We start from the raw sequence: 21020 nt of genomic DNA on the forward strand, positions 1-21020 counted from the left end.
GCCCCAGGTGAGCGAATCTGATCCACGAAACCACCCGTGGACGCCGTACCCCGGCCCACGTCCCGCGCCCTATCGGTCGGAACCGCCTGTCCCCGACCGGCCGGCCCGGCCGCTCCTCGAACCCGCGGACGGCTGGACCATGCTGCTCGGCACCCTCGCCGTCCTTCCGGTTGGTGTGATTGGTGCGCTCGTCTGGATCGGGCTTGCACCCCGGGTGCCGGCTGCCGTGACGGCAGATCATCACGTCAGCTTCGTCGGCTCCGAACCCCGTGGCTTCATCACCGCCGACATCACGTTCCTTGCGATCGCGCTGGCGGCCGGCGTCCTCTGCGGTGTCCTGGCCGCCATACTCGGGCGGCACCGGGGAACTGCAGTTGCCGTCGCGATGGCCGCCGGGGGAGTCGGTGCGTCGTACCTCATGTCCTGGCTCGGCACCTGGCTGACCGGAGGTCCCGCACACCGCTGGGCGCAGCACGCGGTGCCCGGCACGCACTCCTACTTCCTCCACCTGCAGACCCAGCCCTTCCTCTTCGCGTGGCCGTTCGTCGCCGTGCTGGTCGTACTGATCGCGGTCGCCGTGACAGACGCTCGGTAGGCTTTCTCCGTCATCCAGCGAAACGCGAACATCCAGCGAAAGGCGAAAGGGTTGTCGTGACCGACGCCGTCACTACCGAAGACCTCCGTGCGTTGCGCCGGTTGGACCTCCGGGGCCGGACGCTGTCGCTGCGTGACCTGCGCGACGCGTTGCCCCGGCCTCGGCTCGACGTCGATGCCGCCGTCGAAGTCGTCCGCCCGATCTGCGCGGAGGTGCGTGACGGCGGCGCCGCCGCAGCCCGGGAGATCACCAAGAGGCTGGACGGCGTCGAGGCGGCTGCGCTGCGCGTCGACCGAGCCCAGCTGGACGCCGCGGTGGCTGCGCTGGACGCCGACCTGCGCGCGGCCCTGCTCGCAGCGGCCGACCGGGTCCGCCGCGTGCACGAGGCACAGCGGCCGGCCGATGTGACCATTGCGGTCGCCGACGGACTGCGGGTGGTCGAGCGGTGGCGTCCGGTCCGGCGGGTCGGCCTGTACGTGCCCGGCGGGCGGGTCGCGTACCCGAGCAGCGTCGTCATGAACGTCGTACCGGCACAGGTCGCCGGTGTCGAATCGATCGTCGTCGTCTCCCCGCCGCAGCGGGCCACCGGCGGTCTGCCGCATCCGGCGGTGCTCGCGGCGTGCGCCCTGCTTGGGGTCACCGAGGTGTACGCCGTCGGCGGGGCGCAAGCCGTCGCGCTGCTTGCCTATGGGAGTGGCGCCGAGCAGGGCGAGCTTGTCGAACCGGTCGACGTCATCACGGGCCCGGGCAACGTGTACGTCGCCGCAGCAAAGCGGCTGGTCCGCGGACTGGTGGGCATCGACGCCGAAGCAGGCCCAACCGAGATCGCCATCCTTGCCGATGCGACCGCCGACCCGCACCTCATTGCCGTGGACCTCATCGCCCAGGCGGAACACGACGAGCTGGCGACCTGCCTGCTCGTCACGACCGACCCTGCGCTCGCCGACCAGGTTGACGAATGGCTGCGCCGGTTGGTGCCCGTGACGCGGCACGTGGACCGGGTCCGCGACGCGCTGCGCGGCCAAGGCACCGTGGTGCTGGTCGATTCGGTGGACGCCGGGCTCGCCGTCGTCGACGCCTTTGCCGCTGAGCACCTGGAAATTCACACGACGGACGCCGAGGCGGTTGCCGCCCGGGTCCGCAACGCGGGCGCGATTTTCGTCGGTCCGTTCGCACCGGTGAGTCTGGGTGACTATCTGGCCGGGTCCAACCATGTGCTCCCAACCGGCGGCACAGCGCGGCACACCGGCGGCCTGTCGGTCTTCTCGTTCCTGCGGATGGTGCACGAGGTTTCCTGCACGGCGGATGCGCTTGCCGCGGCCGCGCCGGCGATCGATGCGCTGGGTGCGGCCGAGGAGCTGGCCGCGCACGTGGCTGCCGTCCGTGCCCGGGTGGGGCCATGACGACGCCTGACGTCACCACCGGGGGCGCTGCTGGGGCCGGCGGTACGGCCCGGCCCGCGCGGGCCGCGGCGGGTTTCACGCCGCCGCTGCGGCTCGATCTGGTCGGTGAGAGACCGTACGGCGCTCCGCAACTCGCCGTTCCCGTGCGGTTGAACACCAACGAGAATCCCTACCCGCCGCCGCCGCAGGTGGCCGCCGCAATGGCCGACGAGATTCGCCGCATTGCCGCCGGCCTCAACCGGTACCCGGACCGTGAAGCCGCTGTGCTCCGCGCCGATCTTGCTGAATATCTCGCGGCGACCGAGCACGTCAGCCTGGACGTCGCCCGGATCTGGGCCGCCAACGGGTCCAACGAAATCTTCCACCAGCTGCTGCTCGCGTTCGGTGGACCGGGCCGGCGTGCGCTGAGTTTCGCCCCGACGTACTCGATGTATCCGCAGTACTGCCGCGACACCTTCACCCGCTATGCCACCGAACCCCGCGGAGCGGATTTCAGCGTGGACACCGAGGCGGCGTGCGCGGCGGTCCGCCGGCACCGGCCGACCGTGACATTCCTTGCCGCGCCGAACAATCCAACGGGCACGGCGGTCCCCCTCGACACGGTGGCACACCTCGCGTCCGCGGCCGCGGAGAGCGGGGGATTGCTCGTCGTCGACGAGGCGTACGCCGAATTCCGCCGCCCGGGAACGACCAGCGCGTTGACCCTGCTGGACGATTTTCCGAACCTCGTCGTGACCCGGACGATGAGCAAGGCATTTGCCGCCGCCGGCGTCCGGCTGGGGTATCTCGCCGCTCACCCGGCGGTTGTCGACGCGTTGCGGATTGTCCGGCTGCCGTACCATTTGTCGACGGTTACCCAAGCGGTGGCACGGGTTGCGCTTGCGCACGCGGCGGAATTGCTCGCTCAGGTCGCCGAGATTCGCGCGGAACGGGACGCCGCCGTCGCCTGGCTGCGGGAATCCGGCTTCACGGCGGCGGAATCGGACGCGAATTTCGTGCTGTTCGGGATTTTCGCCGATGCGCACCGGGTCTGGCAGGAATTGGTCGACGCCGGCGTGCTCATCCGGGAGACCGGGCCGGACGGTTGGCTGCGGGTGAGCATCGGGACACCGGAGGAAATGCGCGCTTTCCGCACCGCCTTGGCCGCCGCACCGGCTGCGGGCCGGCGGGTGCGGCGTACCGACGGTGCGCCGCATCAGGAGGGAGGGGTGACGTGATGGACCCGACCGCTTCAGGCCGGCAGGCTCCCCGCAACCCTCGGCAGGCCACGGTCCAGCGGGAAACAAAAGAGACCTCGGTCTCCGTCGCTCTCGTCGTTGACGGCACCGGCACGGTCGACATCGACACCGGTGTCCCGTTCTACGACCACATGCTTGCCCAGCTTGGCAAGCACGCGGGTTTCGATCTCACCGTCGTCACTCGCGGTGATCTTGACGTCGACGCCCACCACACTGTCGAGGACACCGCCCTCGCCCTCGGCCAAGCGTTCCGCGAGGCGCTCGGCGACAAGGCGGGCATCCGCCGGTTCGGCGACGCGCTGGTGCCCCTCGACGAAGCGCTCTGCCAGGTCGCTGTCGACCTCTCGGGGCGGCCGTACCTCGTGCACAGCGAACCGGAGATGGTCGAACTCATCGGGACGTACGAAACCACGCTGACCCGCCACGTCTGGGAATCCTTTGTCGCGCAGGCGCACATCTGCCTGCACATCCAGGTGCTGGCCGGGCGGAATGCGCATCACATCAACGAGGTGCAGTTCAAGGCCGTCGCCCGCGCGTTGCGGGACGCCGTCCGCCTGGACGGCGTGGCCGGCGTGCCGAGCACGAAAGGCGCCCTGTGAAGCCGCGGATCGTGGTGCTCGACTACGGCTCGGGGAACGTCCGTTCCGTGCAACGCGCGCTGCAGCGCATCGGTGCGGAGGTGACGGTGACGGCGGACGCCGGCGCGGCGCTCGCGGCGGACGGGCTGGTCGTCCCCGGGGTTGGGGCGTTTGCCGCCTGCATGGCGGGAATTGTGCGGGTCGGCGGCATCGAGGTGCTGCGCAAGCGGCTGGAATCCCGAGCACCCCTCTTCGGCATTTGCGTCGGTTTTCAAGTTCTCTTCGACTACGGCGTGGAGAGCGGTGTGCGGACCGAGGGATTGGCCTTCTGGTCCGGAGGGGTCGAGCGGTTGGCGGCGGCCGTGCTCCCGCACATGGGATGGAATACCGTTACTGCGCCGGCAGACACCGTCCTGTTCCGCGGCGTCGGGGCTGAGCGGTTCTATTTCGTGCACTCGTACGCCCCGCACACACCGACAGGCAACGCCGCGCTCACGCGTTACGAGGACGACGTCTTCGTCTCCGCGGTCGAGGACGGCGTCGTTGTCGGCACCCAATTCCATCCGGAGAAATCCGGTGATGCGGGTGCGGTGGTGTTGCGGAACTGGATGGAGTCGTGGACGTGACAGGTCTGGAAATCCTCCCGGCGGTCGACGTTGCCGGCGGCCAAGCGGTCCGACTGGTGCAAGGCGCGGCGGGGACGGAGACCCGCTACGGGTCGCCGCTGGAGGCCGCCCTGGCCTGGCAAGCGGCCGGGGCGCGCTGGATTCACCTCGTCGATTTGGATGCGGCGTTCGGCCGGGGGTCGAACCGGGAACTCCTTGCGGAGATCGTCGCGCGGGTCGACGTCGCCGTCGAACTCTCCGGCGGCATACGGGACGACGAGTCGCTGCGGGTCGCGCTGGCCACCGGATGCGCACGGGTGAACATCGGCACCGCCGCCCTGGAAAATCCGGAGTGGGTGCGCCGAGTGGTCGCCGAGTATGGCGAGAAAATCGCGGTCGGTCTCGACGTCCGGGACGGCCGGCTGGCGGCCCGGGGCTGGACGAAGGACGGCGGCGAGCTCTTCGAGGTTCTCGCCCGGCTCGACGCCGATGGCTGTGCGCGCTATGTCGTGACCGACGTCGCACGCGACGGCACACTGGGCGGACCGAACATCGAGCTGCTCCGCGCGGTCTGCGCCGCGACCGACCGGCCGGTGGTGGCAAGCGGCGGGATTTCCTCCCTGGACGACGTCCGCGCGGTTGCCGCTCTGGTGCCGCTCGGAGTCGAGGGGCTCATCATCGGAAAAGCGTTGTACGCGGGCGTCTTCTCCCTTCGGGAGGCGATGACGGCCGCTCAGGCGTGAGAGGAACAACCGACGCCCGCGCCGGGACAGTCTCCGGTCCGGCCCCGCCCGGCGTGGGGCGCCGTCCCGGACCGCGGACGCCCTCCGGGAGGTGAAGGGCGAGCAGTTTCGCTGTGACGTCACGCGGGATTGCCCGCGGGGTGAGCCGGGACACCACGACCATGGCCAGGAATGCGGTCGGCACCGTCCACACGGCGGGGACGGCGAGGAGCACCGCCGGCCATCCGGTCCGGCCGAGGCCCGCCATTGCGGAGATGATGGCGGCGGTCGCGGTACCGCCGCCGAGGAGCAGTCCCGCGAGGGCACCCGGACCGGTGAGCCGCCGCCACCAGATACCGAGGATGAGCAGCGGCCCGAACGAGGATGCGGCGATGGCGAACGCCCAACCGACGAGCACGTTGATGGAGAAGCTGCCTACGCCCAGACCACCGATGGTGACGGCGATCCCGGAACCGCATGCGGCGAGCCGAAATGCCCGGGAGCCGCGCCGCAGAATGTCATGACTGATCGCACCGGCCATCGCGATGAGCAGGCCCGACGACGTGGAGAGGAACGCCGCGACGGCCCCGGCGGTTGTCACTGCCCCCAGAAGGTCGCCGGCGAGCCCCGACGCCTGAGCGCGTGGCAGGACGAGGACGACGCCGTCGGTCTGGCCGGTGGCATACAGGCCGGGCGCGTTGAGCCGGCCGAGCAGCGCAAAGAGGCCGGGCAGGAGATAGAAGCACGAAACCAACAGCACGACGATTGCGGTGGTGCGCCGGGCGGCCTGTCCGTCGGGATTGGTGTAGAAGCGGACCAGGATGTGCGGCAATCCGAGCGCGCCGAGAAAAGTCGCGATGATGACGCCGTAGGTGGCGGCGAGCGGATGAATGAGCCGGCCGTTCAGGCGAATGAGCGGCGACATCCACTGCGTGCCGGTGGGGGTGGTGTTGCCGGCGACGGCCGGTGCCGGGGTTCCAGCCGGGAAGGTGAGTTCGGCGCCGGCGGCGATCCGGTGGGCGCCGGCGCCGAGCAGCCTCGCGCCGTGGAGTGAGGTGCTGTCGACCGTGCCGGAGCCGGTGACGGTGACCGGAGTCGTGACCATGATGGTCTCGGTGGTGGGGAAGCGAACACTTGTGGTGCGTGCGAAAACCGGCGGCGCGGGCCGCACCGCGTCATGGAGCGGTGGATGGCGGATCACCGTGAGCAGGAGGAGCGCAGGGATGGCCAGCGCCGCGAGTTTCAACCAGAAGAGAAACGCCTGAACGATCGTGATACCGCGCATGCCGCCGCTGGCGATGGCCAGGGTGACGACGGTGCCGACCACGGTGACGCCGAGCCAGTACGGGGCGCCGAATATATCTTGCAAGGTGAGACCGGCGCCGCGCAGTTGAGGCAGCAGGTAGAAACCGCTGATCAGGATCACCACAACGGTCGCATATCGCCGAAGCCGCGGAGAATCAAGCCGGCCCTCGGCGAAATCCGGGATCGTGTACGCACCGAAGCGGCGCAGCGGAGCGGCGACGACGACAAGGAGCACGAGGTATCCGGCGGCGTATCCGACCGCATACCACAAAGCGCCCAGGCCTTCGAACATCGCCAGCCCGGCGATGCCGAGGAAAGAAGCAGCCGAGAGGTATTCGCCGGAGATCGCCGAGGCATTGAGGAGCGGCGGCACTTGGCGCGCCGCGACGAGAAAGTCAGCCGGCGTGCGGGCCACCCGCAGCCCACGGACGCCGAGAATCGCCGTCACCACCGCGACGGCGAGCACGGCTACCGCTGCAAGCGGCTCATTCATCGAGGAGATCGCCGAAATTCCGGCCGCAGGTCGGGCAGGTCGCCGTCCCCGGTGTTTCGTTGAAGGCGCCGCAGGCGGGGCAGACGCGGTTCGCCCAACAGGCCGGGTCACCCCCCGTCTCGGGCTCCGGTGCGGCGGGAAGCGGTTCCTCGGTCATGCGCTCTCCTCGTTGTCTTTGGCGAGAATCTCGGCGAAACGTCGTTCGACCCGGTGGGAGCGGCGGACGTACCAGAACGCCAGCGCCACCAGCGGCGGATACAGACCGCCGCCAAGGATGACGAGTGAGAGCGGGACGGGTCCCATCGTGGCGGTGGCCAGCGTCGGTAGCAGCACGACGAGGAGCGGGTAGAGCGCGACGAGTGCGGCGGCGGGCGCGAGCACGCTGAGACTCAGGCCGAGCTGCGCGCGCATCAGGGAGCGCAGCAGGGTTTCGCCGTAACTGCTCGCGGAGTAGAGGTCCTCGACCGCTGGGTATCGGCGGCCGGCGGCCTGTCGCGGTGACGCGACGACGATCTCGCGGCGCGGATGCTGGGTCACGGCGCCTCCTCCCGGGGTGCGCGGCCGTGGAACAGCCGTTCCCGGAAGTCTCGGAGGTGACGGCGGCTCACCGGCAGGTGGTGGCCGCCGACGAGCACGCTGGTCTGACCGTCGCGGGTAGCGATCTCCCGGACCGCGCGCAGCGCCACCAGATGGCTGCGGTGAATGCGTGCGAAACCGTGCGGTTCCCAGCGCTCGGCGAGGACAGCGAGCGGCACTCGCACGAGGTAGCTGTGCCCATCATGAGTGTGCACCCGAACGTAGTCGCCGGCCGCCTCCACCCACTCGACCTCCGATCGGTCGATGAGCACGGTCCGGCCTGGGAGATCAGCGGCCAGGGTGGCGAACTGCTCGCCGCTGTCGCGATTGGCGGTCGACGTGCGGCCGGTGACCCTGGCCAGTGCGGCCGACAGCCGGTGGACATCGAACGGTTTGAGAACGTAGTCGACGGCCTGGACGCCGAAGGCGGCGACCGCATATTTCTCGTGGGCCGTGACGAACACAACCGCGGGCGCCCGGGCGAACCGGTTGAGCACACCGGCGAGTTCGAGGCCGTCCAGGCCGGGCATGACGACGTCGAGGAACACGACGTCCACGTCGTCGTGTTCGAGGCATCGCAACGCCTCCGCCGCATCGTGGGCGGCGTAAATTGTGCCGACCGCGGGGCACTGCCGCAGCGAATACACCAACTCGTCGAGCGCCGGCGGTTCGTCGTCCACTGCGAGAACGGACAGCTGCGTGGTCACGAGGACACCCCCGCAAGGATCGCCGCGTGGTATTTCGGCACTCGGAACGTGACGCGCGTTCCGGCGCCGGGGCCGGTCTCGATGACCAGGCCGTACGAGTCGCCGAAGACCTTCCGGAGCCGCTCATCGACGTTGCGCAAGCCGATCGCCTCCTCGTCGGTCGTGCCGGCGAGAATGCGGCGGAGGCGCCGGGGATCGGCTCCGACCCCGTCGTCGTCCAAGCAGACGAGGACTTCGCTGTCCGCGTCCTATATGGAAATGTCCAGCCGACCGGATTGCTTGGGTTCGAGCCCGTGACGGATCGCGTTCTCCACCAGGGGTTGCAGGATCAAGGACGGGACCCGGACGGCGAGGACCTCCGGAGCAACGCGCAATGTGACGGCGAAGCGGTCGCCGAATCGGGCCTGCTCCAGTTCGAGATACAGCTCGACGAGGCGCAATTCTTCGGCCATGGTGGCAAATTGGCCGTGGCTGCGGAAGCAGTAGCGGGTGAAGTCGGCGAAGCCGACGAGAAGGCGACGGGCACGCTCCGGATACGACCGGACGAACGATTCAATCGCTGTCAAGGCGTTGTAGAGAAAATGCGGCGAGATCTGCGCTCGGAGGAAGCGGAGTTCAGCACGGGTCGCGCGCTCCTTTGACCGGTCGAGTTCGGCGAGCTTCAGCTGAGTGCAGAGAAACTCAGCGACTTCGCCGGTAAGGCGCAGGAGTCCGGCTCCGGCGGCGGCGTCGACCGCAGCCAGTGCGCCGAGAACTTTTCCTCCGATGCTGAGCGGGACGACGACGGCGCTCTGGAGGGCACAGCCGGCGCCCGATGCGCACTCGAGGGTACCCGCCGGCAGAACCTCGGGTCGGCCGGTGGCGATAGTCCGGCGTAGCGCGGAGTCCAGGAGAGCTCGGTGCGCATCGTCGACGCCGTCCGCCGCCAGAACTCCCTCGCCGTCGACGAGAAGGACGCCTCTGGTGCCGAGCAGGGCCCGCAGGTGGGGGATCGCGGCCCCGGCTCCCTCGGCGGTCAAGCCGATGCGAAGCGCCGGCGCCGCGAGGTTGGCGGTCCGCAGCACCCGGTACGTCGCGCGCTGGTCTGTCGTACCGAGTGCTCGGTCGCCCCGCAGGCCGTACCGGAAAATGATGACGACGGCGCCGACCATAATCACCGCGGCGATCCAGAGGCCGACGTTCTTCACCGTCACCCCCGTCCGCACGCCGAGGACTTTCTGCCCGAAGTATGACACTGACCAGCCGATCGAGGAAATCCGCGACGCCGTCACTTTCGGCCGACGGCTGACTGCCGTTCGGCGCCCGCTGATGCACGTTCGGCGCAGGTCAGGCGCTGTTTGGCGATTGGCCGGCGCGCACTCGTTGCCGGGACCGCTGGGGAACTTCAACGATTCTTGCGAGATCTCGTGGATGCTCCGGTGGCCGGCGACGTATTCGACGGCCGGATCGTCCCGGGAGGCATTGGGCGGTCGCCGACAGGGCGACAGGAAAGGGAGGGTGACGTGTCCACGACCGTGGAATCCGGAAGGCTGGAACACGAGCAGCAGACGAAAGTGACGGGGATGCCGGCGCCGGCAGACCCGGCACCGCTTGGTCTCGCCGGTTTCGCACTCACAACATTCCTGCTCTCGGCAAAGAACGCGGGTTGGACGCACGGCACGGATGCCTGGCTCGGCTACGCATTCGCGTACGGCGGTCTCGTCCAGTTGCTCGCCGGCATGTGGGAATTCCGCAACCGTAATGTTTTCGGTGCCACGGCATTTTCGACATACGGCGGCTTCTGGATCGGCCTCGGCCTTTACGTCAAGCTTGTCGCGCCCACCGCGCAGAATGGCTCGCAGGTCAGTAATGACCTCGCGTGGATTCTCCTTGCGTTTCTGATTTTCAACAGCTACATGCTGCTCTGGAGCCTGTGGACGAACTGGGCGGTATTCGGGGTGTTCCTCACCTTGGAGGTGACCGAGCTCGTGCTGGTCATCGGGAACTTCAACGAGAACAGCAATGCCGTCAAGGCCGGTGGAGTGATCGGCGTCATCACCGCCGCGGTGGCGTGGTACACCTCGGCTGCCGGCGTTATCAACGGCATGGTGGGCCGTTCTCTGCTGCCGGTTGGATCGCCGCCGGCCGGGAATGTGGGTCGGGCGGCACCGGCTGTCACTCCGCAACCGGTTCCGCAACGCTAGGAGCGAATACGGCATGCATACGCGACGAAGAGGGGACGAAGGGAGCAGGTGATGGTGGCAGCAGATGATCGGGACACTCGTGCGGATGTCCCCGAGGTGGAGGTGTCCGAGGCGCAGATCGCGGTGCACTGGCGGGAGGAACCGTATTATTACCCGTCGGCCAAGTTCATCGCGCAGGCGAACGCGGGGGATCCGGCGATCCTGGAGCGTTTCAGTGAGCAGAATTTCCCCGAGTGCTTTCGGGTCTACGCCGATCTCCTGAGCTGGGACGCCTACTGGCACACGACGCTCGACACGAGCAATCCACCGTTCTGGAAGTGGTTCGTCGGCGGCCGGCTCAACGCCTGCTACAACTGCGTCGATCGCCATTTGGCGGCGTCCGCGAACAAGGCGGCGTTCATCTGGGTTCCCGAACCGGAGAACGAGCCGACGCTGGCGCTCACCTACCAGGAGTTGTATCGACGGGTGAACGAATTCGCCGCACTGCTCCGCGACTTCGCCGGGGTGAAGACCGGAGACCGGGTGACGCTCCACTTGCCGATGGTGCCGGAATTGCCGATTGCCATGCTCGCCTGCGCCCGGCTCGGCGCCATCCATTCCCAGGTCTTCGCCGGCTTCAGCGGTGCCGCGTGCGGGGACCGGATCGCCGACGCAGAGAGCAAGGTGCTCATCACCATGGACGGGTACTACCGGGCCGGCGACTTGCTCGACCATAAGGTGAAAGCCGATGAGGCGGTGGCCCGTGCCGCCCAACAGGGGTGCACGGTGGAGAAGGTGCTCGTCTTCCGCCGCCACGCCGGGCAGTACGCGTCCAAGAGCCCCATGGTCGACGGACGCGATTTCTTCGTCGACGACATTCTGCCGCAGTTCCGGAATAAGCTCGTCGCTCCGGTCTCCATGCCGGCCGAGTCCACGTTGTTTCTCATGTACACGAGCGGTACGACAGGCCGGCCGAAGGGGTGCCAGCACTCCACCGGCGGTTATCTCAGTTACGTGGCTGGGACGTCGAAGTACTACCTCGACATCCACCCGGAGGACACCTACTGGTGCTTCGCCGATATTGGGTGGATCACCGGGCACAGTTACATCGTGTACGGTCCATTGGCGCTGGGCACGACGAGTGTGATGTACGAAGGCACGCCGACGTATCCGGACGCCGGCCGCCCGTGGCGGATTGCCGAGCGCCTCGGCGTGAACATCTTCCACACGTCACCGACAACGATCCGCATGCTCAGGAAGGTGGGGCCGGACGAGCCAGCCAAATACAACTACCACTTCAAGCTGATGACCACCGTCGGTGAGCCGATCGAACCGGACGTCTGGCGCTGGTATTACGACGTGATTGGGAAAGGCGAAGCCGTCATCACCGACACGTGGTGGCAGACCGAGACCGGCGGTTTCCTCGGGTGCCAGCTCCCCGCGCTGGCGCCGATGAAGCCGGGCAGCTGCGGCCCTGGTGTACTCGGCGTCTTCCCGGTCATTTACGACGAGAACGGCGAGGTGGTGCCGCCGGGCAGCGGCCGGGCCGGCAATATGTGCATCCGCAACCCATGGCCTGGTGTATTCCAGGGCATTTGGAAGCAGCCGGAACGGTTCGTGCAGACCTACTACGCCAAGTACTGCCGCAACCCCGAGAGCAAGGACTGGCGGGATTGGCCGTATTTCTCCGGTGACGGCGCTGTGCAGGCCGCCGACGGTTACTTCCGGATCCTCGGCCGGGTGGACGACGTCATCAATGTGGCCGGGCACCGGCTCGGCACCAAAGAACTGGAATCCGCGACGCTGACCGTGCCGGAGATCGCGGAGGCAGCCGCGGTCCCGGTGATGGACGAGCTCCGGGGTCGGGCGGTGGAGATGTACGTGACGCTCAAACCCGGCGTGGCGGCAAGTACCGAGATCACGGAGAAGGTCACCAAGGCGATCGAGACGGAGATCGGTAAGATCGCCCGACCCAAGAGCATCTGGATCGTCAGTGATCTGCCGAAGACGCGGTCGGCGAAAATCATGCGCCGGATTCTGGCTGGGATCTCCAACTTCACCGACGTCGGCGACACGACGACGCTGGCCAACCCCGAGGTCGTCGAGGAGATTCGGCGGGCGGTTCAGAAGGCGAAGATCGACCGTGGCGAGGTGCCGCGGCAGCTTACCCCGGAGGAACTCGAAGAGATCCGCGCCTTCGGCCGGGTGGAGTAGCGGGGGCGGCAACCGAGGCGTTGCGCGCCGGCCGGCGGTACGTACACTCGCCGCGTGACCGCAACGGCACCTGACGGCGCGCAACGCCTCGACGCCGGCGTAGCGATCCGGGTCATCCCGTGCCTTGACGTTGACGCCGGGCGGGTGGTCAAAGGCGTCAACTTCGTCCACCTCCGTGACGCCGGCGACCCGGTGGAATTGGCCGCCGCCTACAACGCCGAGGGTGCCGACGAGCTGGTCTTCCTCGACATCACGGCAAGCAGCGGCGACCGCGAGACCATGTACGACGTCGTCCGCCGTACGGCCGAGCAGGTCTTCATCCCCCTGACCGTCGGCGGCGGGGTCCGCAGCGTCGCGGATTTCGACCGGCTGCTGCGGGCCGGAGCCGACAAGGTGGGGGTCAACACGGCGGCCATTGCCGATCCCCGGCTGCTGGCCGAAGGCGCCGACCGGTTCGGTGCGCAGTGCGTCGTCCTGTCCATCGACGCCCGCCGCCGGCCGGACATGCCGTCCGGATTCGAGGTGACCACCCACGGCGGCCGGCGTTCCGCGGAGCTCGACGCGGTCGAGTGGGCGATCCGCGCCGTCGACCTTGGAGCGGGGGAAATTCTCCTCAATTCGATGGACGCAGATGGAACCCAGGCGGGTTTCGATCTCGAGCTCATCCGTGCCGTGCGGTCGGCGGTCAACGTTCCGATTATTGCGAGCGGTGGCGCAGGCCGAGCAGCCGATTTTCCACCTGCGATCGCGGCTGGGGCAAACGCCGTTCTGGCGGCGAGCGTGTTTCATTTCGGCCTGCTGCGCATCGCAGACGTGAAAGACGCCCTTCGCCAGGCGGGATATCCGGTCCGCGACGCGACGTCCGCGCTGCGGGACCCCGGCCCGGCGCGCCACGACCCGGGCCCGGCGTAGCCGGTGACCCCGGCCGGGCGAGCCCAGACCGACCGTGGCGGAACGCCGGCGAGCCGGCAGAATGAGCACATGACCCGACGTCCTTCCAACCTCGACCCGGCGATTGCCGCGCGGCTCAAGCGCGACGAGCACGGCCTTTTCCCCGCGGTGGCCCAGCAGTACGACACCGGCGAAGTCCTCATGGTGGGCTGGATGGACGACGAAGCGCTGCATCGCACGCTCACCACCGGACGGTGCACGTACTGGAGCCGGAGCCGCCAGGAGTACTGGGTCAAGGGGGAGACGTCCGGTCACCAGCAGTGGGTGAAGTCTGTGGCGCTCGACTGCGACGGCGACACGGTCCTCGTCAAGGTTGACCAGATCGGCGCAGCGTGTCACACCGGGGACCGCACGTGCTTTGACGCCGGGCAGTTGCCCGCCGTCGTCGGCGAGCCACCCACACCGGTCGGCGCCGGTGAGCGGCAGCCGGCCTCCGGCACGGCGGACGCCGCACCGTGACGACGCTCGCCACCCGTCCGCCGACCGATTCGGGCATTCGCCGGCTGACCCGGCGGTTATTGGCGGACGGCGAAACCGCAATCGGCCTCTACCGGAAGCTCGCCGGCGACCGTCCGGGGACGTTCCTGCTGGAATCCGCCGAGAGCGGCAGATCCTGGTCGCGTTATTCCTTCGTCGGGGTGCGCAGCGCCGCTGTGCTGACGGAGCGCGGGGGCCGAGGGCACTGGCTGGGCACGCCGCCGCCCGGCGTTCCCACCGACGGCGACCCGCTGGCCGTCCTGGCGGGGACGCTCGACGCGCTGCGTACGCCGCGCGATCCGCAGTTGCCGCCGCTTGCCGGCGGGTTGGTCGGTTTCATCGGCTACGACATGGTCCGGCGCCTCGAGCGCCTTCCCCAGACGACAGTCGACGACCTCGGCCTGCCGGAGCTGCTCCTCCTTCTGGTCACGGACCTTGCCGTCTTGGACCACTACGACGGCAGTGTGCTGCTCATCGCCAACGTGTTGCCGGGTGATTCGGTGGACGCCGCGGCGGCGCGGCTTGACGAGATGACGTCCGCGCTGCGGCGTCCCGCACCATCGACGGTCACCGTGGTCGACCAGGTGCCGGCACGCGAGCCGCTGCGGCGCACCGCCAGCGACGAGTACTGCGCATGGGTGGAGCGGGCCCGGGAGTACATCCGGGCCGGCGACATTTTCCAGGTCGTTCTCAGTCAGCGTTTCGAGATGACGACGACGGCGTCGGCATTGGACATTTACCGGGTGCTGCGGACCCGCAATCCCAGTCCGTATCTTTTTCTCCTGCGGTTCGAGGGTTTCGACGTCGTCGGATCCAGTCCCGAGGCGCACGTGACCGTGAAGGACGGCCGCGCGACCATGCACCCGATCGCTGGCAGCAATCCCCGTGGGGCTACTCCCGAGGAAGACGCTGCGCTTGCCGCTGCGCTGCTTGCGGATCCGAAAGAACGTGCGGAACACGTGATGCTCGTCGATTTGGCCCGTAATGACCTGGGCAGGGTGTGTGCGCCCGGCACGGTCGAGGTCGTGGATTTCATGGCGGTCGAGCGCTACAGCCACATCATGCACTTGGTCTCCACCGTGGTTGGGCAGGTTGCGCCGGGACGGAATGCGCTCGACGTTCTAACGGCGACATTTCCAGCCGGCACGCTCTCCGGTGCGCCCAAGGTACGGGCGATGGAAATCATCGAGGAATTGGAGCCGACCCGCCGCGGCCTCTACGGCGGCGTTGTCGGGTACGTCGATTTTGCCGGCGACCTCGACACCGCGATTGCGATTCGTACCGCGTTGCTGCGCGACGGCACCGTCTACGTTCAGGCCGGAGCGGGATTGGTTGCCGATTCCAACCCGGTGAGAGAAGACCAGGAATGTTGCAACAAGGCCAACACGGTGCTGTCCGCGGTGACGATCGCCGAAACGCTGCATCCCGCCGGCTGACGGAATTCACCCTCACGATCGGCGGTCTGGTCGTCGTCGGCGGCCTTTTGCTCATTGCCGGCGGCCGGCCGTGGATCCGCTTCACGACGGTGAGCGCCGCCGGACTGCGCCTGTCGGCGGTCGCGACCGGGCATGACGCCGCGGGTACCGCGTACGCCGCGGGATTCGTCTTCCTTGCCGCAGCGGCCGCGATGCCGGCGGTCCGGGCCTGGCTTCGGCGTCTTCTGGGAATTCTGATCGGGCTGACGGCCGCGGCGACGGTGGCGACCTGCGGGTCGGTGCTCGCACACCCGGCCCGGGCGGCCGCCAGCCGGGCGGAGGCGGTCTCCCAACTCCGACCGCCGGTGATCACGGCGACGTCCGTCATGATCTGGCCGTGGCTGGCCGGCGCCGGTGCGCTGATCGCCATCGCGCTCGCTGTGCTGGTCGCGGTGCGGTCCGCTCCCTGGCCGGCGATGGGCCGGCGTTACGACCGTGCGCCGCAGGATCGGCGTCCCCCTACAGCCGGACCTGCACGTTCCGCCCCGGAGGCGTCGGCGTGGGACCGACTCGACCGCGGCGAGGACCCGACGGTGTGACAAAATCCTCCGCAAGTAGGGCGATCGAGAGGACCCCATGCGTGGCCACGGTGTAACGAACGCTACCCTGGGCGAGTTCCTCAGTCCGAGGAATCACGTGTTCCGCCCGCAGCGCGGGAGCGGAACAGCGTCGGTCGGAGGGTCCGTGCCGGTGAGCCTGCTCGACGACATCATGGCCGGTGTCCGGGCGGACGTCGCTGCGCGGCAACGTCTCGTGCCGTTGGACCAACTCAAGGCTCGTGCCGCCGGCCGGCCCCGTCCGCTGGACGGCGTCGCCGCCCTCAAGCGGGACGCGGTCACGGTCATCGCCGAGGTGAAACGGTCGAGTCCGTCTCGCGGCGATCTCGCGCCGATCCCCGATCCAGCTGCGCTCGCCCGCGAGTACGCCGCAGGCGGCGCCGCGGCAATCAGCGTGCTCACCGAGCCGCGCCGATTCCACGGTTCGCTGGCTGATCTCGAGGCCGTCCGGCAGGCCGTTGAGATTCCCGTGCTCCGCAAGGATTTCATCTACTGCTCGTACCAGCTCTGGGAAGCGCTGGCCTACGGCGCGGATCTCGTGTTGCTGATCGTCGCAGTGCTCGATCAGAGCGCGCTGGTGTCCCTGATTGAACGGGCGGAATCTCTCGGCCTCACCCCGCTCGTCGAAGTGCACACGGCCGAAGAAGTCAGTCGTGCCGTGGACGCCGGTGCGCGGATCATCGGCGTGAATGCCCGCGACCTGCGGACCTTCGAGGTCGACCGCGACCTTTTCGGACGGCTGGCGCCGCGGATTCCCAACGGAATCGTCAAGGTCGCCGAGTCGGGGGTGCGCGGACCGCGAGATCTCCTCGCGTATGCGGCAGCCGGGGCTGACGCCGTCCTGGTCGGGGAAGGACTGGTGACCGACCGGAACCCCCGGCAAGCCGTCGCCGAACTCGTCACGGCCGGCGCGCACCCGGCTCTCCGGCACGAGGCCATCTAGCCGTGGCCGATCGGAGGCGCTGGTGAGCGGCGTCCGACCAGCGTTGCCGGATGCCGCCGGGCATTTCGGCCCGTTCGGCGGGCGCTTCGTACCGGAGGCGCTCGTCGCGGCACTGGACGAGCTCGCCGCTGCACACGCGGTGGCGATGGCCGATCCGGATTTCCAGCGCGAACTACGGCAGCTGCTCACGTCCTACGCCGGCCGGCCGACACCGATCACCGAGGCGCGGCGGTTCTCCGAGCACGCCGGCGGAGCCCGCATTCTGCTGAAACGCGAGGACCTGACGCACACCGGCTCCCACAAGATCAATAACGTGCTGGGGCAGGCACTGCTCACTGTCCGGATGGGCAAGAAGCGGGTCATCGCCGAGACCGGGGCAGGCCAGCATGGCGTGGCGACCGCTACGGCTGCGGCGCTCTTCGGCTTGGACTGCACGATCTACATGGGCGAGGAGGACACGCGCCGGCAGGCCCTGAACGTGGCCCGGATGCGGTTGCTCGGCGCGGACGTCGTCCCGGTCGACGCCGGTACCCGCACGTTGAAAGATGCGATAAACGAGGCATTCCGCGACTGGGTGACGACCGTCGAATACACCCACTACGTCTTCGGCACGGTGGCCGGCCCGCATCCTTTTCCCGCGGTGGTCCGCGATTTTCAGCGGATCATCGGCGACGAGACGCGGACCCAGGTGCTCGACGCTCTCGGACGGTTGCCGGACGCGGTGGTCGCCTGTGTCGGCGGCGGGTCCAATGCCATTGGGATTTTCACCGCCTTCCTTGCGGATCCGCAGGTCCGGCTGTACGGATTTGAAGCCGGCGGGGAGGGGATCGAGACGGGTCGGCATGCGGCGACGTTGAGCGCCGGGAGCCGGGGCGTCCTGCACGGCGCCCGCACCTACGTGCTGCAGGACGCCGACGGCCAGACCCGCCCGTCGCATTCCATTTCCGCGGGGTTGGACTACCCGGGCGTCGGGCCGGAACACGCGTGGCTGCGGGAAACCGGACGGGTCTGCTACCAGCCGGTCACCGACGCCGAAGCGATGGACGCGTTCCGGCTTCTGGCCCGCACGGAGGGCATTCTCGCGGCGTTGGAGAGCGCGCACGCCCTGGCCGGCGCGTTACGGGTCGGGCGGGAGCTTGGCCCCGGGAGTGTCGTGGTCGTCAGCTTGTCGGGGCGCGGCGACAAAGACGTGCAGACCGCGGCCCGGTGGTTCGGCCTTGATGCGTCGGACAGGTCCAGCAGGTCGGCCGCGTACCGCCGGCCGGGCTCCGGCGTGGACGTCCCCGGCAGGCCGATGTGACCGCCGTCGGTGAGGCTTTGCGCCGGTGCCGCGCGGAGGGCCGTGCCGCGCTGGTGGGTTACCTGCCGGCGTGTTTCCCGGACGTCGAGCGCGGCATCGCGAACCTCCAGGCCCTCCTCGACGGAGGCGTCGACATCCTGGAAATCGGCTTGCCGTACAGCGATCCCGTCCTCGATGGGCCGGTTATCGCCCGGGCCGCCGACGTGGCGCTCCGCGCCGGTTCCACGACGGCTGCCGTCCTGCGCACCCTCGAAGCGGTCGCGGCTTCCGGAGCCGCAGCCGTAATCATGACGTATTGGAATCCCGTCGAGCAGTACGGCGTCGACCGGTTCGCCGCAGCAGTGGCCGCCGCGGGAGGAAGCGGCCTCGTCACACCGGACTTGCTGCCCGATGAAGCGGAAGCCTGGCTGGCAGCCAGTGATGCACATGGCCTGGATCGGATTTTTCTCGTCGCCCCAAGCTCGACCGACGAACGGATCGCGTTGACCGTCCGGTTCTGCCGTGGGTTCGTCTATGCGGCGTCCGTGATGGGTGTCACCGGCGTCCGGGAGCGGGCAAGCGTCCAAGCCCCGGAGCTGGTCGCCCGGGTCCGCCGTTATACGTCACTGCCGGTTGGTGTCGGACTCGGCGTGGGCACGGCCGAGCAGGCGGCGGAGGTCGCCCAGTACGCTGACGCGGTCATCGTCGGTTCCGCGTTCGTGCGGTGTGTCTTCGACGCCGGGGACGACGCTCCGGCCGCGCTCCGCAAGCTCGCGGCCGACCTTGCCGCCGGGGTGCGCAGGATGCCGGCAACCGGGTAGCGTCGAAGTCGCGATGCACACACCCTTGGCCTACCTGCCGAGTCCGAGCCGCGGTGTTTGGCACCTCGGGCCGTTGCCGATCCGCGCATACGCCCTCTGCATCATCCTGGGAATCATCGTTGCCGTTGCGGTGACCGACCGGAGGTGGCGCAACCGCGGCGGTTCTCCCGGTACGGTCGGCACGCTCGTCACCTGGGCCATCCCGTTCGGCTTGGTCGGCGCGCGGCTGTACCACGTGGTCACCGATCCGGAGCTGTACTTCAAGCCGGGTCGCGACTGGGTCCGGGTGTTTTACATCTGGGACGGCGGTCTGGGCATCTGGGGTTCGATCGCCCTTGGAGCGCTCGGCGTGTGGATCGCCTGCCGTCGCTACGGCATTGCGTTCCCGGCGTTCGCGGACGCCGCAGCCCCCGGAATCGCGTTCGCACAGGCCATCGGCCGGTGGGGGAATTACTTCAACCAGGAGCTCTACGGCAAACCGACGACGATGCCGTGGGGTCTGCGGATTGACGGAGCGCATACGGCGTCCGGCCTGCCGGGGATTTACCAGCCGACCTTCCTCTACGAATCGCTGTGGGACGCCGGAACCGCGGTTTTTGTGCTCTGGGCGGATCGGCGGTTCCGGCTCGGTCATGGCCGGGCGTTTCTGCTGTACGCCGCGACGTACACGGTCGGCCGCGGGTGGATCGAGTACCTTCGAGTCGATCACGCCAACCACATCCTCGGGTTGCGCCTCAATGACTGGACGAGCATGCTCGTCTTCCTCGGCGCGGTGATTGCTTTCGTTGTGAGTGCGCGGCGCAGCCCAGGCCGTGAAGTGGTGGTCGAGGGATTACGTTCCGGCAGTACGCCGCCGGGCGTGGCTGCTGCCGACAGCAGCGGCGTCCCGGGCGGGTATGCGCCGGGCGCGGTGAGCAATTCGGCCGGCGAGGCGTCGTCTGCCGTGGCTGTCGACGTCGGGCCGCCCGGATCAGCACCGCCCCCAGGCGCGGATGGATCGGAGGTGGAGCGGTGACGGCTGAGCGGACGAACGAGATGGCCGCTGACACGCCCCGGGCGGAGATCCATCACGATCACCGGGACGTGACCGGCGGGTGGTTGCGCCCGGCCGTGTTCGGCGCCATGGATGGAATGATCTCCAATGTCTCGTTGATCGCTGGCTTTGTTGGGGCAAGTGCGACACCGCACCTGGTGATTTTGAGCGGACTTGGCGGGCTGGTCGCCGGCGCGTTCTCGATGGGCGTGGGGGAGTACGTCTCGGTTGCCTCACAGGCGGATCTTGCGCGGGCTGAGATCGAGGTTGAGCGAACCGAGTTGCTGACCAACGCGCACGCGGAACGTGAAGAGTTGGCCCAGCTGTACATCGCGCGGGGCGTGGAACCCGAACTGGCCCGGGAAGTGGCCCGGCAGCTGTCGCGTGACCCCGAACGGGCGTTGGAAATCCACGCCCGCGAAGAGCTGGGGCTTACGCCGCACGACTTGCCGTCGCCAATCCTGGCCGCCCTGTCGTCCTTCCTGGCGTTCTCGGTCGGCGCTCTTCTTCCGCTGCTGCCCTTCCTGCTCGGCGCGACGGTGTTCTGGCCGGCGGTGCTGGTCACGGGGGTAGCGCTCTTTGCCGCCGGTTCAGCGGTGGTGCGGATCACCGCCCGGCCGTGGTGGTACGGCGGGTTGCGGCAGTTGCTCTTTGGTGCCGCTGCCGCCGGCGTGACGTACGGCGTGGGTGCGGCGATCGGCACCCATGTGGCCTAGCCGCCCGAACTGAGGCGCACCGCCGCACTCCCGCGGGCGTTCCGTGGACGGACTGAGCGCGCCGCTCGGCTCTCTCCTCGCCGCGCGCCGGAACTTGTGGCAAGATAGGGGCGAGACTCTTCAGGGCCAGCGTCGTCCCTGGGTGTTCAGGTGACGGCGCTTTTTCATGC

General features: G+C 68.6%; 21 protein-coding genes and 1 pseudogene. 17 read left to right on the forward strand and 5 right to left on the reverse strand.

Annotated features, from left to right (window positions below; translation table 11 throughout):
* Positions 1-7 precede the first annotated feature (7 nt).
* From ACEL_RS11475 to priA, 6 genes are read left to right on the forward strand one after another with little or no spacing between them, the layout of a single operon-like run.
* On the forward strand, positions 8-595 hold the full coding sequence (locus tag ACEL_RS11475; RefSeq protein WP_011719893.1) for a hypothetical protein: 588 nt from the start codon (positions 8-10) through the stop codon (positions 593-595).
* 56 nt (positions 596-651) lie between these two features.
* Entirely contained in the window at positions 652-1998 is a 1347-nt protein-coding gene (gene hisD / locus ACEL_RS05445) for a histidinol dehydrogenase (protein ID WP_011719894.1), read from the forward strand.
* Entirely contained in the window at positions 1995-3215 is a 1221-nt protein-coding gene (locus ACEL_RS05450) for a histidinol-phosphate transaminase (protein WP_011719895.1), read from the forward strand. Before hisD ends, ACEL_RS05450 begins: the two co-directional genes overlap by 4 nt.
* On the forward strand, positions 3215-3835 hold the full coding sequence (gene hisB, locus ACEL_RS05455; protein ID WP_011719896.1) for an imidazoleglycerol-phosphate dehydratase HisB: 621 nt from the start codon (positions 3215-3217) through the stop codon (positions 3833-3835). Before ACEL_RS05450 ends, hisB begins: the two co-directional genes overlap by 1 nt.
* Positions 3832-4440 carry an imidazole glycerol phosphate synthase subunit HisH gene (hisH, locus tag ACEL_RS05460; protein ID WP_202943419.1) on the forward strand — a complete coding sequence of 203 codons (609 nt, stop codon included), beginning with the start codon at positions 3832-3834 and terminating at the stop codon, positions 4438-4440. The genes hisB and hisH overlap by 4 nt, the downstream gene beginning before the upstream one ends.
* The gene (gene priA, locus ACEL_RS05465; RefSeq protein WP_011719898.1) at positions 4437-5162 is read left to right on the forward strand and encodes a bifunctional 1-(5-phosphoribosyl)-5-((5-phosphoribosylamino)methylideneamino)imidazole-4-carboxamide isomerase/phosphoribosylanthranilate isomerase PriA; all 726 of its coding nucleotides are present in this window, start codon (positions 4437-4439) and stop codon (positions 5160-5162) included. Before hisH ends, priA begins: the two co-directional genes overlap by 4 nt.
* Here priA and ACEL_RS05470 read toward each other — a convergent pair.
* The 5 genes and pseudogenes from ACEL_RS05470 to ACEL_RS05485 all read right to left on the reverse strand — a co-directional run bounded on the left by ACEL_RS05470 (position 5095) and on the right by ACEL_RS05485 (position 9373).
* Positions 5095-6939: a sodium/solute symporter gene (locus ACEL_RS05470; RefSeq protein ID WP_011719899.1), complete on the reverse strand. Its 1845-nt coding sequence runs from the start codon at positions 6937-6939 to the stop codon at positions 5095-5097. The genes priA and ACEL_RS05470 overlap by 68 nt on opposite strands.
* Positions 6932-7096 carry a hypothetical protein gene (locus ACEL_RS12595; protein ID WP_169303193.1) on the reverse strand — a complete coding sequence of 55 codons (165 nt, stop codon included), beginning with the start codon at positions 7094-7096 and terminating at the stop codon, positions 6932-6934. Before ACEL_RS12595 ends, ACEL_RS05470 begins: the two co-directional genes overlap by 8 nt.
* Entirely contained in the window at positions 7093-7476 is a 384-nt protein-coding gene (locus tag ACEL_RS05475) for a hypothetical protein (RefSeq protein WP_011719900.1), read from the reverse strand. The genes ACEL_RS12595 and ACEL_RS05475 overlap by 4 nt, the downstream gene beginning before the upstream one ends.
* The gene (locus ACEL_RS05480; protein WP_011719901.1) at positions 7473-8222 is read right to left on the reverse strand and encodes a LytR/AlgR family response regulator transcription factor; all 750 of its coding nucleotides are present in this window, start codon (positions 8220-8222) and stop codon (positions 7473-7475) included. Before ACEL_RS05480 ends, ACEL_RS05475 begins: the two co-directional genes overlap by 4 nt.
* A pseudogene (locus ACEL_RS05485) lies at positions 8219-9373 on the reverse strand (sensor histidine kinase). The gene ACEL_RS05480 and the pseudogene ACEL_RS05485 overlap by 4 nt, the downstream one beginning before the upstream one ends.
* Positions 9374-9724: 351 nt before the next feature.
* On the opposite strand from ACEL_RS05485, the gene ACEL_RS05490 reads away from it, so the two are divergent.
* The 11 genes from ACEL_RS05490 (at position 9725) to ACEL_RS05540 (ending at position 20850) form a co-directional block, all read left to right on the forward strand.
* Positions 9725-10405, forward strand: coding sequence for an acetate uptake transporter (locus ACEL_RS05490; RefSeq protein WP_202943423.1), 681 nt, complete (start codon positions 9725-9727; stop codon positions 10403-10405).
* A gap of 51 nt (positions 10406-10456) precedes the next feature.
* Positions 10457-12598 (forward strand): acetate--CoA ligase, encoded by a 2142-nt coding sequence (acs, locus tag ACEL_RS05495; protein WP_011719903.1) that lies wholly within the window; start codon positions 10457-10459, stop codon positions 12596-12598.
* A gap of 54 nt (positions 12599-12652) precedes the next feature.
* Positions 12653-13510, forward strand: a complete 858-nt coding sequence (hisF, locus tag ACEL_RS05500; protein ID WP_011719904.1) for an imidazole glycerol phosphate synthase subunit HisF — start codon at positions 12653-12655, stop codon at positions 13508-13510.
* A 69-nt stretch (positions 13511-13579) separates the two neighbouring features.
* Positions 13580-14008, forward strand: coding sequence for a phosphoribosyl-AMP cyclohydrolase (gene hisI, locus ACEL_RS05505; RefSeq protein WP_011719905.1), 429 nt, complete (start codon positions 13580-13582; stop codon positions 14006-14008).
* On the forward strand, positions 14005-15462 hold the full coding sequence (locus ACEL_RS05510) for an anthranilate synthase component I (RefSeq protein ID WP_011719906.1): 1458 nt from the start codon (positions 14005-14007) through the stop codon (positions 15460-15462). Before hisI ends, ACEL_RS05510 begins: the two co-directional genes overlap by 4 nt.
* A complete protein-coding gene (locus ACEL_RS05515) occupies positions 15393-16040 on the forward strand; it encodes a Trp biosynthesis-associated membrane protein (protein ID WP_049751408.1) in 648 nt (215 codons plus the stop codon). The genes ACEL_RS05510 and ACEL_RS05515 overlap by 70 nt, the downstream gene beginning before the upstream one ends.
* Positions 16041-16197: 157 nt before the next feature.
* On the forward strand, positions 16198-17001 hold the full coding sequence (trpC, locus tag ACEL_RS05520; protein WP_193138741.1) for an indole-3-glycerol phosphate synthase TrpC: 804 nt from the start codon (positions 16198-16200) through the stop codon (positions 16999-17001).
* Between the two features lie 22 nt (positions 17002-17023).
* Entirely contained in the window at positions 17024-18301 is a 1278-nt protein-coding gene (trpB, locus tag ACEL_RS05525) for a tryptophan synthase subunit beta (protein ID WP_011719909.1), read from the forward strand.
* The gene (gene trpA, locus ACEL_RS05530; RefSeq protein WP_011719910.1) at positions 18298-19101 is read left to right on the forward strand and encodes a tryptophan synthase subunit alpha; all 804 of its coding nucleotides are present in this window, start codon (positions 18298-18300) and stop codon (positions 19099-19101) included. Before trpB ends, trpA begins: the two co-directional genes overlap by 4 nt.
* Before the next feature lie 13 nt (positions 19102-19114).
* Positions 19115-20116 carry a prolipoprotein diacylglyceryl transferase gene (gene lgt / locus ACEL_RS05535; RefSeq protein ID WP_011719911.1) on the forward strand — a complete coding sequence of 334 codons (1002 nt, stop codon included), beginning with the start codon at positions 19115-19117 and terminating at the stop codon, positions 20114-20116.
* A 20-nt stretch (positions 20117-20136) separates the two neighbouring features.
* Positions 20137-20850 carry a VIT1/CCC1 transporter family protein gene (locus ACEL_RS05540; RefSeq protein WP_041835468.1) on the forward strand — a complete coding sequence of 238 codons (714 nt, stop codon included), beginning with the start codon at positions 20137-20139 and terminating at the stop codon, positions 20848-20850.
* The last annotated feature ends 170 nt before the right edge of the window (positions 20851-21020 follow it).

It is taken from the genome of Acidothermus cellulolyticus 11B, assembly GCF_000015025.1.
GTDB classification, from domain to species: domain Bacteria; phylum Actinomycetota; class Actinomycetes; order Acidothermales; family Acidothermaceae; genus Acidothermus; species Acidothermus cellulolyticus.

Excerpts from the sequence above, each read along its gene's own strand:
- hisI (WP_011719905.1), top strand. The coding sequence starts at position 13,580 with ATGACCCGACGTCCTTCCAACCTCGACCCGGCGATTGCCGCGCGGCTC.
- acs (WP_011719903.1), top strand. The coding sequence starts at position 10,457 with ATGGTGGCAGCAGATGATCGGGACACTCGTGCGGATGTCCCCGAGGTG.
- ACEL_RS05515 (WP_049751408.1), top strand. The coding sequence starts at position 15,393 with ATGTTGCAACAAGGCCAACACGGTGCTGTCCGCGGTGACGATCGCCGA.
- lgt (WP_011719911.1), top strand. The coding sequence starts at position 19,115 with ATGCACACACCCTTGGCCTACCTGCCGAGTCCGAGCCGCGGTGTTTGG.
- hisB (WP_011719896.1), top strand. The coding sequence starts at position 3,215 with ATGGACCCGACCGCTTCAGGCCGGCAGGCTCCCCGCAACCCTCGGCAG.
- ACEL_RS05470 (WP_011719899.1), bottom strand. The coding sequence starts at position 6,939 with ATGAATGAGCCGCTTGCAGCGGTAGCCGTGCTCGCCGTCGCGGTGGTG.
- ACEL_RS05450 (WP_011719895.1), top strand. The coding sequence starts at position 1,995 with ATGACGACGCCTGACGTCACCACCGGGGGCGCTGCTGGGGCCGGCGGT.
- ACEL_RS05540 (WP_041835468.1), top strand. The coding sequence starts at position 20,137 with ATGGCCGCTGACACGCCCCGGGCGGAGATCCATCACGATCACCGGGAC.
- ACEL_RS12595 (WP_169303193.1), bottom strand. The coding sequence starts at position 7,096 with ATGACCGAGGAACCGCTTCCCGCCGCACCGGAGCCCGAGACGGGGGGT.